At 72.6% G+C, this 14,537-nt stretch carries 11 protein-coding genes; 5 read left to right on the plus strand and 6 right to left on the minus strand.

Translation table 11 applies throughout. The features are described 5' to 3' along the window. Positions 1 to 200 precede the first annotated feature (200 nt). Together ACWEVN_RS18085 and ACWEVN_RS18090 are read right to left on the minus strand one after the other, a co-directional pair. Entirely contained in the window at positions 201 to 1,298 is a 1,098-nt protein-coding gene (locus ACWEVN_RS18085) for a calcium:proton antiporter (protein ID WP_449682564.1), read from the minus strand. Positions 1,299 to 1,349: 51 nt separating this feature from the next. Further along, positions 1,350 to 2,264 (minus strand): LysR family transcriptional regulator, encoded by a 915-nt coding sequence (locus ACWEVN_RS18090; protein ID WP_452051981.1) that lies wholly within the window; start codon positions 2,262 to 2,264, stop codon positions 1,350 to 1,352. A 70-nt stretch (positions 2,265 to 2,334) separates the two neighbouring features. Here ACWEVN_RS18090 and ACWEVN_RS18095 point away from each other — a divergent pair, with 70 nt between their 5' ends. From ACWEVN_RS18095 to ACWEVN_RS18105, 3 genes are all read left to right on the plus strand, one after another. After that, positions 2,335 to 4,068 (plus strand): pyruvate dehydrogenase, encoded by a 1,734-nt coding sequence (locus tag ACWEVN_RS18095; RefSeq protein ID WP_452051982.1) that lies wholly within the window; start codon positions 2,335 to 2,337, stop codon positions 4,066 to 4,068. A gap of 110 nt (positions 4,069 to 4,178) precedes the next feature. Continuing rightward, positions 4,179 to 5,162, plus strand: a complete 984-nt coding sequence (locus ACWEVN_RS18100) for a hypothetical protein (RefSeq protein ID WP_452051983.1) — start codon at positions 4,179 to 4,181, stop codon at positions 5,160 to 5,162. 89 nt (positions 5,163 to 5,251) lie between these two features. Beyond that, positions 5,252 to 5,920: an HNH endonuclease family protein gene (locus ACWEVN_RS18105; RefSeq protein WP_449682560.1), complete on the plus strand. Its 669-nt coding sequence runs from the start codon at positions 5,252 to 5,254 to the stop codon at positions 5,918 to 5,920. Here the strand turns inward: ACWEVN_RS18105 and ACWEVN_RS18110 are convergent. Then, positions 5,917 to 6,660, minus strand: coding sequence for a fructosamine kinase family protein (locus tag ACWEVN_RS18110; RefSeq protein ID WP_452051984.1), 744 nt, complete (start codon positions 6,658 to 6,660; stop codon positions 5,917 to 5,919). The two genes, ACWEVN_RS18105 and ACWEVN_RS18110, sit on opposite strands and share 4 nt — an antisense overlap. Before the next feature lie 54 nt (positions 6,661 to 6,714). Here ACWEVN_RS18110 and ACWEVN_RS18115 point away from each other — a divergent pair, with 54 nt between their 5' ends. Next, positions 6,715 to 7,071, plus strand: a complete 357-nt coding sequence (locus tag ACWEVN_RS18115) for an MmcQ/YjbR family DNA-binding protein (protein ID WP_449682559.1) — start codon at positions 6,715 to 6,717, stop codon at positions 7,069 to 7,071. Here the strand turns inward: ACWEVN_RS18115 and ACWEVN_RS18120 are convergent. Then, complete coding sequence (locus ACWEVN_RS18120; protein ID WP_452051985.1) at positions 6,996 to 7,826, minus strand: GNAT family N-acetyltransferase; 831 nt, start codon at positions 7,824 to 7,826, stop codon at positions 6,996 to 6,998. The genes ACWEVN_RS18115 and ACWEVN_RS18120 overlap by 76 nt on opposite strands. Positions 7,827 to 7,903: 77 nt before the next feature. Next, a complete protein-coding gene (locus ACWEVN_RS18125) occupies positions 7,904 to 9,970 on the minus strand; it encodes a putative Ig domain-containing protein (RefSeq protein ID WP_452052002.1) in 2,067 nt (688 codons plus the stop codon). 197 nt (positions 9,971 to 10,167) lie between these two features. Here ACWEVN_RS18125 and ACWEVN_RS18130 point away from each other — a divergent pair, with 197 nt between their 5' ends. Then, positions 10,168 to 11,370: a phospholipase D-like domain-containing protein gene (locus ACWEVN_RS18130; RefSeq protein ID WP_449682557.1), complete on the plus strand. Its 1,203-nt coding sequence runs from the start codon at positions 10,168 to 10,170 to the stop codon at positions 11,368 to 11,370. Here ACWEVN_RS18130 and ACWEVN_RS18135 read toward each other — a convergent pair. Continuing rightward, entirely contained in the window at positions 11,360 to 14,326 is a 2,967-nt protein-coding gene (locus ACWEVN_RS18135) for a BTAD domain-containing putative transcriptional regulator (RefSeq protein ID WP_452051986.1), read from the minus strand. The two genes, ACWEVN_RS18130 and ACWEVN_RS18135, sit on opposite strands and share 11 nt — an antisense overlap. Positions 14,327 to 14,537 lie beyond the last annotated feature (211 nt).

Below are 14,537 nucleotides of genomic sequence, written 5' to 3' on the forward strand. Positions count from 1 at the left end.
GACTCACAAGCTCCGATGTCATCACTCACAGTGCCCATCCCGCCGGACCTCAGCCCGGCGTGTCGGGCCGGAAACACCGATCTTGGGACAGTCCCTGTCGCCTTGGCATCGGCCGTGATCAGGCCCGTATCTCGCGTGACTGGGCACGTCACCCGCGTGATTGAAGGCGGAACTCGCGTGATCAGGGGCGTGACACCGGGTCAGGGGTTGATGGCCAGAACCAGGAAGCCGGCCAGGAGGACCAGGTGGACGCCGCCCTGGAGGCGGGTGGCGCGGCCGGGGACGACCGTCAGGACGCTCACCACCACCGTCAGCGCCAGCAGGACGATCTGCGTCGAACCGAGGCCGAGCAGGAGCTGTCCCGGCAACCAGACCGACGCCAGCGCGATGGCCGGGATGGTCAGGCCGATGCTCGCGATCGCCGAGCCGTAGGCCAGGTTGAGGCTGATCTGCATCCGGTCGCGCTGGGCCGCGCGCACCGCGGCCAGGGTTTCCGGCAGGAGGACCAGCAGGGCGATCACCACGCCCACGAACGACTGCGGGAACCCGGCCGCGCGCACGCCGGCTTCGATGGCCGGGGACTCGACCTTCGCCAGGCCGACCACCGCGATCAGCGCCACGAGCAGCAGCGCCAGGCTGCCCAGGGCCGCGCGGTTGGACGGCGGTTCGGCGTGGTCGTCCTCCTTGACCGCGCCGTCGGCCGCCACCGGGAGGAAGAAGTCGCGGTGCCGGACCGTCTGCGTCAGCACGAACGTGCCGTACAGCACCAGGGAGGCCAGCGCCGCGAAGGTCAGCTGGGTGGGGGAAAACGCCGGGCCTGGCGTGCTGGAGGTGAACGCCGGGAGCACCAGGCTGAGCGTGGCCAGGGTCGCGACCGTCGCCAGCGCGGCGCCGCTGCCTTCGGAGTTGAACAGCGTCGAGCCGTACCGGCGGGCGCCGACCAGCAGCGAGATGCCGACGATACCGTTGGTCGTGATCATCACGGCGGCGAACACCGTGTCCCGCGCGAGCGAGCCCGCTTCCGGGCCGCCCGACACCATCATCGTGACGATCAGCGCGACCTCGATGACCGTGACCGCGACCGCGAGCACCAGCGAGCCGAACGGTTCACCCACCCGGTGGGCGACGACCTCCGCGTGGTGCACCGCGGCCAGCACGGTCGCCCCGAGCGCGACGGCGACGACCCCGACGAAGACCGGGCCGAGGTCGCGGCCCCAGGTGAGCGCCAGCACGAGCACGCCGACCACCGGGGTGACGGAGGTCCAGGACAGCAGGAAGGATCTCAGCGCGGCGACCATGCCTCCACCCTGTCACACCGGCGGGGATCCCGCGGGCCCGTACGGCCCTTCTCACATCGTCCCTTGTGGACGGTCGAGGTCGGGCGCCACCAGCCGCGGGGCCGCTTCGACGACGTGCCGGCGGAAGGTTTCGCTCAGTGGTGGGAGGTTCCGGCCCGCCGCCCACGCGAGGCCGATGTCGCGGGCAGCGTCCACATCGGTCAGTTCGAGGTGCGGTGCCGGGAACGCCGCCGTGTGCGGCAGCGGCACCACGGACACGCCGAGCCCGGCGGTGACGAGGCCGCGCAGCGTCTCCACCTCGTCGCCTTCGAACCCGATGCGCGGGACGAACCCGGCTTCGGCGCACAGCCGCTCGGTCGTCTCGCGCAGCGCGTAACCCGGGCGCAGGAGGATGAACGTCTCGTCCGCGACGTCGGCGAGGCGCACCCGCCGTCGCCCGGCGAGCCGGTGGCGCGGCGGGACCGCGAGCCGCAGTGGTTCGACGAGCAGCCGCGACCAGTGCAGCTGGGGGTGCCCGGGGTCGCCGCTGGTGATGACCAGGTCCGCCGTGCCCTCGAGGAGCTCGGCTTCGAGGCCGGCCTCGCCGTGCTGCCGCAGCTCGAACCGGGCGCTCGGGTGCTCGCCGAGGAAGCCACTCAGCACCGCGGGCACCAGCCAGGTGCCGAACGTGTGCAGGAATGCCAGCGGGACGACCCCGGTGTCCGGCGCGACGATCTCGCCGACTTCGCGCAGGCCCTGGTCGAGCTGGTCGAGCACGAGGTCGACGTGCCGCTTGAAGGCGTGCCCGGCCGGCGTCAGCCGCAGCACCCGTCCGGACCGGCGGAACAGGTCGGCGCCGGCGTCGCGCTCGAGCCGCCGCAGGGCCCGCGACAGCGCGGGCTGGGTGAGGTGCGCCCGCACGGCGGTCTCGGTGACGGTGGCGCCGGCCGCGACCTCCCGGAAGAGCCGCAGCGTCTGGACGTCCATGCCGACAGTGTATGGAATTTCAGCCAATCAGGCATTGGACGCATCGATCATCCGGGGTCACCCTGGAGGTATGGCTACCGTGGCAGAACAACTGGTCAGGACCCTGCGCGACGCCGGGGTCGAGCGCATCTACGGCATCGTCGGGGACAGCCTGAACCCGATCGTCGACGCGGTCCGCCGCACCGACGGCATCGAGTGGGTCCACGTCCGCCACGAGGAGACGGCCGCGTTCGCCGCCGCGGCCGAAGCGCAGGTCACCGGCAAGCTCGCCGTCTGCGCGGGCAGCTGCGGGCCGGGCAACCTGCACCTGGTCAACGGCCTGTTCGACGCCCACCGGTCGGGCGCGCCGGTGCTCGCGATCGCGTCGCACATCCCGTCGAACCAGATCGGCACCGGCTTCTTCCAGGAGACCCACCCGGATCGGCTCTTCGCCGAATGCAGCCACTTCAGCGAGGTCGTCGCGGACCCGGCGCAGCTGCCGCGGCTGCTGCGGATCGCCACGCAGGCCGCCGTCGGCCGGGGCGGCGTCGCGGTGCTGACCATCCCGGGCGACCTCGCCGACCGCAAGGCCACCGGCCCGCTGACCGAGCGCCTCCCGCTGGTGACGCCGTCGCCCGCGGTGCCGCCGGCCGAGGTCGTGCGGGAGCTGGCGGACCTGCTGAACTCCGGCGAGAAGGTGATGCTGTTCGCCGGCGCGGGCGTCCGCGGCGCGCACGAGGAGGTCATGGCGCTGGCGGAGAAGCTCGCCGCGCCGGTCGGGCACTCGCTCGGCGGCAAGGAATGGATCCAGTACGACAACCCGTTCGACGTCGGCATGAGCGGCCTGCTCGGCTACGGCGCCTGCTACGACGCGATGCACGAGGCCGACCGGATCGTGCTGCTGGGCACCGACTTCCCGTACGACAACTTCCTCCCGCAGGCGCGCACGATCCAGGTCGACCACGACGCCTCGCGCCTCGGCCGCCGCACGCCGCTGGACCTGGCCGTGCACGGCGACGTGACGGAAACGCTGCGGGCCCTGCTCCCGCTGCTGCGGCCCCGGACCGGCCGCGTGTTCCTCGACCGGATGCTGCGCGAGCACGTGCGGAAGCTGGAGAAGGTCGTCGGCGCGTACACGACGAAGATCGAGCACCGCCGCCCGATCCACCCGGAGTACGTCGCTTCGGTGCTCGACGAGGTCGCCGCGGACGACGCGGTGTTCACCGTCGACACCGGCATGGGCAACGTCTGGGCCGCGCGTTACCTGACGCCGAACGGCCGCCGCCGCGTGCTGGGTTCGTTCCGGCATGGCAGCATGGCGAACGCGCTGCCGCACGCGATCGGCGCCCAGCTGTCCCAGCCGGGCCGCCAGGTGGTGTCGCTGTCGGGCGACGGCGGGCTCGCGATGCTGATGGGCGACCTGCTGACGCTGCCGGCGTACGACGTCCCGGTGAAGGTGGTGGTGTTCAACAACGCCACGCTGGGCATGGTGAAGCTGGAGATGCTGGTCGACGGCCTCCCGGACTTCGGCACCGACCACGCTCCGGTCGACTTCGCGGCGATCGCCGCGGCCTGCGGCGTGTTCTCGGAGCGCGTCGAGGACCCGGACGACGTGCGCGGCGCGCTGGAGAAGGCGTTCGCCCACCCGGGGCCGGCGGTGGTCGAGGTCGTGACGGACCCGAACGCGCTGTCGATTCCGCCGCGCATCACGGGGGAGATGGTGCGCGGATTCGCGCTGGGCGCGACGAAGACGGTGCTCAACGGGGGTGTCGGCAAGATGGTCGACCTGGCGCGGGCCAACCTGCGCAACACCCCGCGGCCCTAGCGGTCCACTGTGGACCTTCCCGGTGCACCCCTCCTGGCTACGCACGGTGGTGATCGACCACTCGTTCGGCTGCTGGGGGAGGGGCGGGGTTGCCTCCTACCGTCGAGGGAGTGCTCGCCGTAGGCGTCGTGGGAGGTGTGACCGGCGTGCTCGTGGCCCTCCAGAGAACCGGCGAAGACCGGCCGCTCCCCCCGGCGGCGGAGCACCTGGTGGCGTTGCTGCGATCGTGGGGCCCGGGCCCGCAGCACCTGACGGGGCTGGCGCTGGCGGGCATCACGCTGCAGAGCCGGCTCGGCCCGCGGCGGGTGGACGCCCTGGTGTTCACCCGCAGCGGAGTGGTGGTGATCGCGGCCCACGAGCCGGGGCCGGCGGAGTGGCCGGGCCCGGGAGACCGCACCGGAGCCGCGGTGGCGGCGGCGCGGGGCGCCCTGGCCGGCCACGAAGGCGGCCGGCACGTGACGGGCCTGGTCGCGGTCGTCCCGCCGGCGGAACCGCGGGCTGCGGGCGAGCCGGAGTTGCGGCTGGGCGAGTGGGCGGCGGTCCGGCAGGCGAGCGGACCCGAGCCGGCCGCCGGGGACGGGGCGATGGCTGTCCCGCCCGAGCGGGACAGCCGCGCACGGGAAGCCGAACGACCGAACGCCGCCCCTCCCGCCCTCCGCTGGCCCGAGCCGCACCCGGTGCCCAATGTCGCCGTCGTGCTCGCCGAGCCTCGGGGCCTGCGGCGGATCATCGCCCAGCACAACCGGTGGCGGACCGTCTGGTCGGCCGACGACGTCCTCGACGCCTGCTACGCCCTCTCCCTCGCACACCTCGCCCCGCCGCGGGCCGCACTCATCGCCGACGGGTTCCCCGCCCGCCTTCCCGTTCTCGACCGGCTTCCGGACCTGCCCGCCGTCATCCCCGTGCCGCCCGAACCGCCGCCGGTGGCCGAGGACGACCTCGATGCGTGGACCCCGCCCGTGCGGGTCAGCGTCTTCCCGCGGCAGCGGCCGATCCGGGACGTCCCCTGGGGCCTGCTCTTCGTGCTCACCGTGCTCGTCGTGGTCGGGGTGGTGGCCGCCGTCTTCGTCGCTCAGGTCTTCCACGGATCTTGACCCGTTCGGATCGCGCCAACTAGGCCATCTGCACCGTTTCCCCCTCGCACCCGCTGGGCACCTCCCGGTAGCTGTGAAAGGGGTTCACGATGCCGCGCACCCGAGCGCTTGTCCTTCTCGCCGTCCTCGCCGGTTCATCGCTCACCGGCTGCAAGCTCGCCGACGAGCTGGCCTCCGGCGCCGGTCCGGTCACCCAGGCGCCCGGCACGGTCGCCGCCCCGCGGATCGCCCCCGCCGAGGCGCGCACCGAGCTGGCCGCCCTGAAGGTCGCCGTGCGCGGGACCATGGACGGCTACAGCCGGGACGAGTTCCCGCACTGGGACAAGGTCGACGCGAACTGCGATGTCCGGGAGCAGGTCCTCAAACGGGACGGCAAGGACGTCAAGACCGACGCGCAGTGCGCCGCGAAGTCCGGCACCTGGGTCAGCCCCTACGACGGCGAGACGTGGCACAAGGCGTCCGATCTGGACATCGACCACATGGTCCCGCTCGGGCAGGCCTGGATCAGCGGCGCCAAGAGCTGGACGCGGGAGCGGCGCGAGCAGTTCGCGAACGACCTCGTCCGCCCGCAGCTGAAAGCGGTCACCGACAACCTCAACGAGCAGAAGAGCGACAAGGCCCCGGACGCCTGGAAGCCGCCGCTCGTGTCCTACTGGTGCGCCTACGCCACCGACTGGATCGTCGTGAAGCGCAACTACGGCCTGACCATCACGGTCCCGGAGCAGAAGGCGCTGGAGACCATGCTGGACCACTGTTAGAACGACCGGGCCGCCGCCACCGCCTGGTCCGCATAGGACTGTCCGAAGAGGACGGTGTGGACCAGCAGCGGGAACAGCTGGTGCAGCCCGATCCGGTCGCGCCAGCCGGTCGCCAGGGGCGCCGCCTCGGCGTAAGCGGCGACGACGCGGTCGAGGTGCGGGCAGCCGAACAGGTGCAGCATCGCGAGGTCCGTCTCGCGGTGCCCGCCGTGGGCGGCCGGGTCGATCAGCCACGCCTCGCGCCCGTCCCACAGCACGTTGCCGTTCCAGAGGTCGCCGTGCAGCCGCGCGGGCGGCTCGGCCGACGCCGGGAGCCGCCCGCAGGCCCGCTCGAACAACGCCGCTTCGGACGCACCGAACGTCCCCGCGTCCATCGCCAGCCGAACGTAGGGCAGCACCCGGTCCGCCGCGTACCAGGACACCCAGTCCTCCGCCGGGACGTTGGCCATCGGTGCCCGGCCGATCCACGCGTCCGCCGGGCCGTCGGGCGGCGGTGCGCCGAACGCCGGCGCGCCCGCGGCGTGCAACCCGGCCAGCCCGCGGCCGAAGCGTTCCGCCGCCGCGGCCGACGGGCGTCCGGCGGGGACCCGGTCGATGACGAGCCGGTCCTGGTCGTGGCTGCGCACGACGGGCACCGGCACCGTGCCCGCCGCGGCCAGCCAGCGCAGGCCCGCCACCTCGGCGGCCGTCGCGCCGGGTGCGTGGCCTCGCTTGACGAACACCTCGCCGGAGTCGGTCATGTCCGGCACGGTACCGGCGCGCTACGGTGGTCGCCGGAGACAGGGGGACAGACGGTGGCGGTGCCGGTCAAGAAGTTCGAACAGCTGCTCGGGACGCTGGCGGAGGTCCAGCGCTCGGAAGCGCGCGACTACTCGTCGTTCAGCGTGCGCGGCAAGCGGTTCGGCTACTTCTGGCCGCGGACCCGGACCGTCGGCCTCAAGCAGACCGTCTCCGAGCAGCTGGCGCTGGTCTCGGAGCGCCCGGACGTCTTCGAGGTCCAGTTCACCGCCGGCGGCTTCGGCTGGGTGGTCGTCTACCTGGACGGCGTCGACGCCGACGAACTCGCCGAGCTCCTCTACGAGGCCTGGCGGCTCTCGGCCCCGGAGGAGCTCGCCGCGGAGGTGCCCTTCACCAGGATCGCCCGCGCGTAGAGCAGGTCGAACCCCTGCCGCTGCACGTTCTGGTGGGACTTCGACCCGGGCTGCGTGGTGACGACGGCGAGGTCGCACCCGGCCTCGGCGGCCGCCGCGAGCCGGGCCCGCAGCAACGCCGTCTGCACCCCGCGACGCCGGTGCGCCGGCAGCGTCGCCGCGCCGCTGAACTGCGCGATCCCGTCGGTGACGCGGAAGCTCGCGCCCCCGGCGAACTCGCCGTCCCGGGTCGCCAGGTAGCGCCGCACCCCGGCCATGTCCCGCAGGGCGTTCACGAGCAGGTCGTGGGGGAAGTCCTCGTGCGCGGGCAAGCCTTGTCCGTCGTCCACGGCGGACGCTTCGGCCACCGCGGACAGCCAGGTCTCGAGCTCGTCGTCGCGGCAGGCCCGGACGTCGCCGGGAAACCCGGTGTCGCCGATCCGCCGCCCGAGCACGTTCTCGTACGACTCCAGGCGGTAGCCACGCGCGGTCAGCATCGCCCCGACCGCCGAGTCGGCGAGCTGCGAAAGCTCGACCTGCACCGGCACGCCCCGTTCGGCGAACGCCGCCTCGATCTCCGCGAGCGCGGCGGGATCGGGCAGCCCGGCGAAGCCGAGCCCGGCGACCTTGGTGAACGGCGACCCGGCTTCGGCGAAGGTCGCGACACCCCCGGCGAGCGGGCGCGTGAAGCCGCGGCCGACCCCGAGCCGGGCGCGGGCGGCGTCGCAACAGGCGGCGACGAACCGCACCTCCGCACGTTCGATGCGCGCCGCCATGCCGACATCACAGAAGAGCCGTTCCCCGTCCACGTCCCCACAGTGGCGGACGCGGACGGGGAACTCCAACCGGTTTTTCAGCCCTCGACGCGGTGCGAAGCCCAGAACGACGTCAGGTCGGTCGACCCGGCCGCCGCCTGTGCCGCGGCCTTGAACTCCGCCGTCGTCGACACGCCGTACCAGTGCGACTGCGCGTACGACTTGAGCAGGTTCGCCATCGCCGTGTCGCCGATCAGCCGCCGCAGGTCGTGCAGGGTGCACTTGCCGTAGTTGTAGACGACCGTGGAGTACCGGGACGAATGCGCGTCCCAGTAGGCCATCGAGTTGGTCAGCTTCTCCGCGCTCGACTGCCAGGTGATGCCGCAGCCGCTGCCGGTGATCCCGCGGTAGAGGTCGGTGGCGTAGTCGGTGAAGCTCTCGTCCAGCCACGGCGAGGTGTACTCGTCGTCGCCGACGATCCCGTAGAACCACTGGTGCGCGAGCTCGTGCGGCAGGGCCACGTTCGACACCATGTCCATCACGAAGCCCGGGTACTCCATGCCGCCGAACCAGAAGTTGTTGTCCAGCACCACATCGACCTCACCGTACGGGTAGTCGCCGAAGCGGCCCGAGTGGACGTCGATGGCGTCGGCGGCCAGCGACAACATCGAGTTGGCGCTGCTGGTGGAGATCCCGCTGACCGAGTAGACGTTGACCCGCACGCCCTTGCCGGACGTCGTGGTGATCTTCGCGAACGGCCCGGCGGCCCACGCGAAGTCCCGCACCTTCGGAGCCACCGCGTGCGTGGTGGTCGTGGTGCCGCTGGTCGTCTCGGTCGAGGTGCCGGTGGCCGGGGTCAGCAGCGACGTCGGGTGCACGAGGGTGACGTCGAAGTCGCTGATCACCGTGTAGAACGACTCGCCGTTGTTCGTGTACGGGTCGAGGTGCCAGCCCGCGCCGTCGCGGACGGCGAGCACCGGCAGCGCGTTGCCGATCATATTGAACGCGCCGTCGTGGCCGAACCGGTCGGCGCCGCTGGGCACGACGATCTTCAGGTCGAACCCGATGGTCGCGGACTGGCCCTGGGCCAGGGGCGCGGGCAGCGTGATCTTCAGGGCCGTGCAGTTCACGCTCAGCGCGGACGCCGTGCCGCCGGTGACGTTGGTGACCGTGATCGGCGTCGTCGGGCAGGCGCCGTGGTAGTTGTCCCAGAGCCGCAGGTACACCTCGGGCAGCGCGGTCGCGGAGCCGTTCGTGAAGCTGACGCTCTGGTGCCCGGTCCACGTGTCGCCCGCGGTGTTCGACGTCAGGTTCACCGTGTATGCCGGATTGACCGGCGTGCGCGTCGAATCCGCGGGAGCGGCCGAGATCGTCCAGCTGAAGGTGGTGCTGCCGCTGTTGCCGGCCGGGTCCTTCGCCGTCACGGTCACCGAGGACGTGCCCGCGGTCGTCGGCGTGCCGGTGATCTTGCCCGTGCTCGCGCCGATCGCGAGGCCGGCGGGCAGGCCGGTGGCGCTGTAGGTGAGCGCGTCACCCTGCGGGTCGCTCGCCTGGATCTGGAGCGACGCGGCCTGGCCGACGGCGCCGGTCTGGGCGCCCGGCGAGGTGACGACCGGCGACTGTGCGGACCCGGTGGTGGTCAGCGCGAAGTCGTCGAGGACGAAGTTGGTGGCCAGGCTGGAGTCCTCGGTGCCGGTGAGCTTCAGCGTCACCGTCTGGCCGAGGTAGCGGGAGACGTCCACGGTGCGCTGGACGTAGCCGGTGTTCTTGTCCAGGTTCGAATAGCTGGCCAGGGTGTCGGTCCCCGCCTGCACCACCAGCTTGTCGTACTTCGTGCTGGTGGTCGTCTCCTTGGTGTCGATGTGCTGCCACCACGAGAGCGTCGCCGACGCGCAGCCGGCGGGCAGCGTCAGCGACTGGGACAGGGTGTCGGTGTGCGTGCTGCCGGTGCCGTCCAGGCGGGCGAGCACCGTGCCGCCGTGCGCGGGTTGCGCGGTGGTGGCCGCGGTGATGACGCCGCTGGTCTGGGTCCACGGCGTGGTGCCGCTTTCGAACCCGCCGTTGCCGACGATCTGGTCGCCGCAGACCGCGGCGGCCTCGGCCGGCGTGGCGACGGCGACGGTGCCCAGCAGGCCGATGGCCACGCCGAGCATGGCAGGAAGCACCCTCGATCTCATGGAGGTCGTCCTTTCCCGGCTCCGCCCGTGGGAGCCAGGAGAAGCGTCCTCTGCGCCCCGGATGGGCGGAACCCGCCAAGAGTCGGGTTCCGCGCCGCTTTCGTCGTGTATGCACGGCAACGTCCGGGTGTACGGATCTTGTACGCCGCATTGCGAGCTTGGGGGCATCCGACCGGGAGGAAGACATGACCCCCAAGTTCAAGGCGCTCACCGTGGCCGTCGGCGCGCTGCTCGCGCTGGCCGGCAGCGGGATCGCCCAGGCCGCGCCGACGGCGGCCGCCGAGGCGACCGGCATGGAAGCGATCTTCAACAACCCGCCCGAGAACGGCGATCGCGACCACTCCATCGAGACGCGGCTGGTCCAGCTGACCAACGGCACCCCGGCCGGTGCCGAGATCCACATCTCCCTCTTCAGCTGGACCCGGCCGGCGCTGGCCGAGGCGGTGAAGGCGGCGCAGGCCCGCGGCGTCAAGGTGCGGATCGCGCTCGACGGCGCCGCGGACGACGACCCGGCGAACACCGCGATGCCGATCCTCAAGTCCGCCGGGCTCACCCAGCTCGTCTTCTGCGGCACCGGCGGCGACAACACCGGGTGCATCGCCCACGACGGCAGCCCGCACTCGATCAACCACGACAAGCTGTGGATGTTCTCCGAGACCGAGGGCAAGAAGGACGTCGTCGTCATCGGCTCGTACAACCTGACCACGGTGCAGGGCAACATGTTCAACAACGCTCTGCTGACGTACGGCGACCCCGATCTGTACGGCTTCTACCTCGGCCACATGCAGAAGATGCTGGCGCAGAAGAAGAACAACGACTACTTCGACGACGCCGGCTACCACAAGACGCTGACCACGATGGTCACCAGCTACCTCTCGCCGCGCGCGGACTCCCGTGGTGGCGCCTCCGAGGAGTTCGCCACCGACACGTGGGCGCAGCTGCTGAAGTACATCACCAAGTACGAAGCCGGCTGCTCGCTCAACGTCGTGCAGGCCAACATCGCCGACTCGCGCACCCCGGTCGTCACCGAGCTGGCGCGCATCGCGAAGCTGGGCTGCAAGGTCCGGATCGTCTACGACGACCTGGGCACCGCGGCACTGGCCGCGCTCAAGGGCAAGGCGAACATCACGCTCAAGAAATTCAGCACGACCGTGAACGACCGCGAGATCACCGTGCATTCGAAGTACATGCTCTACACGGGCAACTACAGCGAGAAGAGCGGCCGGCAGCTCGTTTTCACCGGCTCGCACAACATCTCCGGCGCGGCCCTGCGCGACAACGACGAAATCCTGATCAAGGTCGAGAACGCGGCGATCAGCGCGGCCTACCAGGACAACTTCGGCACCATCCTGGCCCGCGCGAAGTGCACGGCCCCGGCTACCTGCTGAGCACGCGGGCGGCTCGCGTTTCCAGGGGCCGGTAGCCGGCCTGGGTGGCGAGCTTGACCGCCGCTTCGCCGTGGGTGTGCGCCGATTCGGTGTCACCCACGGCGAACGCCGCTTCGGCGAGGCTGGTCAGCGCTGCGGCTTCGCACCACGTGAAGCTCGTTTCGCGGGCGATGTCCAATGCTGCCGTCAGATGCTCGACCGCTTCAGCGGGGCGGTCGAGCCGGAGGCACGTTTCGCCGAGCGCGGCCAGTGCGGACGCTTCGGTGCCGCGGTCGCCGATGCGGCGGGTCAGCTCGACGGCGTCGGCCGCGTCCGTCAGGGCCCGGGTGGCGTCGCCCGCCCGGGCCTCCATGACCGCCCGGCCGGACAGCGCCGCCGCTTCGCCGTACTGGTAGCCGAGTTCCCGGTTGGCGGTGAGGGCTCGCTCGTAGAATTCGGCCGCGACGGCGTGGCCGAGGTCGCGGTGGACGTGCCCGAGGTCGACCAGCAGCACGGCGACGCTGAACCGCGCGTCGTCGCGTTCGGCGATCTCGAGGGCACGGGCGAAGTGGCCGAGCGCGGCGTCGGAGTCGCCGACCTGCCCGCAGGCGAACCCGAGGTTGGCCAGCGCCATCGTGATGCCCGGCATGGCCGTTTTTTCGCACAGCCGCAACGCTTCCAGGCCGCACGCGATCGCCTCGTGCGCGTCGCCGAGGCGCTGGAGCACGGCGCTGAGGTTGTTGAGCGCCGCGGCGCGCCCCGGCGGCCAGTCCGCTGCCAGCCCGTCGGACAGGACCGTCGTCAGGTGCGCGCGGGCGTCGGCGTAGCGGCCGCTGTTGACCCCGGCGAGCGCGATGGACAGCCGCATCGCCGCCTGCGCCTGCCGGTCGCCGTCGGCCTGGGCGGCGGTCAACGCCGTCGTGGCCGTCTCGATCCATTCCGCGTGGTGGCCGCGGTGGTGGAAGAAGGCCCGGAGCGCGTCGGCCAGGTGCCAGGCGTACTCGCGCGGGCCGTGTGCCGCCGCGTGCTCGACGGCGGCGGCGAGGTTCGGCCACTCCGTGTCCAGCCAGGCCAGCGCGTCTTCGGTGCCCTCGAACGCCGGTTCCGGATCGGGCCGGGGGAGCCGGAGGAAGTGGGGGATCAGCAGGCGGCCCGCGGCGTCGGCGGTGGCCAGGTAGTGCTCGAACAGCCGCCGCCGGGCCGCGTCCGCGTCGGTGGCGGTGTCGTCGGCCGCGACCCGCCCGCCCGCGTAGCTGCGCAGCAGGTCGTGGAAGCGGTAGCGGCCGGGTAAGTGCCGTTCGACGAGGTTGGCCGCGGCGAGGGCCTTGAGTTGCCGGCCGGCGTGTCCTTCGGTGACGGCGGCGAGCCGCGCGGCGACCGGTGCGGTGAACGTCTGGCCCGGCACGAGGGCGAGCCGCCGGAACAGGAGGCGGTGCCCGGCGGGCAAGGCCCGGTAGGACACGGAGAACGCCGTTGTGACCGCGCTTTCCTCGGCGCCGTCGACGCTCAGGCCGGCCAGGGGGTCGCCGTCGGCGAGTTCGCGGGCCAGCTCGGCGATACCCGAGACCTCGCCGAGGTTCGCCGCGGCCAGCCGGAGGGCGAGGGGCAGGTGCCCGCACAGCCGGGCCAGTTCCGCCGCCGCGGCCGGTTCGGCGGCGACCGCGGGTGGCCCGAGCACGGTTTCCAGCAGCTGCCGGGAATCCTCGGCCGGTAGCACGGAGAGCGGGACGGCTCGCGCGCCGGTGCGCGCGATGAGGTCGCCGAGCCGCTGGCGGCTGGTGATCAGCACCGTGCCCGACGGCGGCAGCAGCGGCGTCACCTGGGCGCTGTCGCGGGCGTTGTCGAGCAGGACGAGGACCTGCCGGTCGGCCAGGAGGGAGCGCCAGAGGGCCGTGCGGCCGTCCGGGTCCGGCGGGATGGCCCGCGGGTCGGTGCCCAGCGCCCGCAGCAGCTGCGCGGCCGCGACGGCCGGGGTGAGCGGCTCGTGGTCGGGGTCGAATCCGCGCAGGTCGAGGTAGAGCTGGCCGTCACCGAAGCGGTCGCGGACGCGGTGTGCCCAGCGGACGGCGAGGGCGGTTTTGCCGACGCCGGCGGTGCCGGTGACCACGCGGATGTCGGCGCCGGGGCCGGGCTCGGCCGGTTCGTCGAGCCGGGCGAGCTCGGCGGCGCGGCCGGTGAAGCCGCGGACGTCGTGGGGCAGCTGGGCCGGGCGGACCGGTTCGGGTGCCGGCTCCGGCGCGGCGTCGAGGGCCGGGTCGGCGGCGAGGATCGCGGCTTCGAGACGGGTCAGCTCGGGGGAGGGGTCGAGGCCGAGTTCGGTGACGAGCCGGGCGCGCAGGCTGCGGAAGGCGGCGAGGGCGTCGTCGGTGCGGCCCTCGCGGTGCAGGGCGAGCATGAGCTGGCCGACGAACCGCTGCCGCAGCGGGTGCGCGGCGACCAGCGTGGTCAGTTCGGCGAGCACGTCGCGCCCGCGGCCGAGCCGCAGCTGCGCGTCGATGCGGTCTTCCAGCGCGCTCCAGCGGGCTTCGGTCAACCCGGCGAGCAGCAGCTCGGCGACTGCGCCCGACGCGGCCCCGGCGAGCGCGTCACCCCGCCAGAGGGCGAGGGCCTCGTCGAACAGTTCGACGGCGGTCTCGTCGGCCGCCGCGCGGGCCCGGTGGGTGAGGGCGGTGAAGCGGTGGGCGTCGACGGTGTCCGGGTCGGCACGCAGGACGTACCCGTGGTCTTCGGTGACCAGCTCGGGGCCGCCGGTGGCGCGGAACACCGCGCGCAGGCGGGAGATCAGCGCCTGGACGGTGCCACGCGCGCTGGCCGGGGGATCGTCGGGCCAGAGCCGGTCGACGAGGCTTTCGACGGTGACCGGCCGCGGCGTCTCGAGCAGCAGGACGGCGAGGACCAGGCGCTGCTTGCGGGAGCCGAGATCGACCGGGTCGCCGTCCGCCGTCGCCTCGACGGCGCCGAGGAGGCGGAACTCCACCCGGTCACCTCCACTCACCTGATCGGGTGTGCAAGCGTACTGCAAGCGTGGTGCAGGCCCGGTCCGCCATCCTGGCGGGGCCGCAGGACATGCTCCCGACGATGTCCACGGCCGGCTCGGGCGCCGGGGAACCGGCGGATTCGGCTGTCGTCGTCCCACGGGCGGCACGAGCTGGGGGTAGGACCACCACGGCGATCCCTCCACGGTCGCC

It is taken from the genome of Amycolatopsis sp. NPDC003861 (assembly GCF_053605405.1).

Bases quoted from the DNA above. Each gene is read 5' to 3' on its own strand.
- ACWEVN_RS18085 (WP_449682564.1), bottom strand. From the start codon at position 1,298: ATGGTCGCCGCGCTGAGATCCTTCCTGCTGTCCTGGACCTCCGTCACC.
- ACWEVN_RS18090 (WP_452051981.1), bottom strand. From the start codon at position 2,264: ATGGACGTCCAGACGCTGCGGCTCTTCCGGGAGGTCGCGGCCGGCGCC.
- ACWEVN_RS18095 (WP_452051982.1), top strand. From the start codon at position 2,335: ATGGCTACCGTGGCAGAACAACTGGTCAGGACCCTGCGCGACGCCGGG.
- ACWEVN_RS18105 (WP_449682560.1), top strand. From the start codon at position 5,252: ATGCCGCGCACCCGAGCGCTTGTCCTTCTCGCCGTCCTCGCCGGTTCA.
- ACWEVN_RS18110 (WP_452051984.1), bottom strand. From the start codon at position 6,660: ATGACCGACTCCGGCGAGGTGTTCGTCAAGCGAGGCCACGCACCCGGC.
- ACWEVN_RS18120 (WP_452051985.1), bottom strand. From the start codon at position 7,826: ATGGCGGCGCGCATCGAACGTGCGGAGGTGCGGTTCGTCGCCGCCTGT.
- ACWEVN_RS18130 (WP_449682557.1), top strand. From the start codon at position 10,168: ATGACCCCCAAGTTCAAGGCGCTCACCGTGGCCGTCGGCGCGCTGCTC.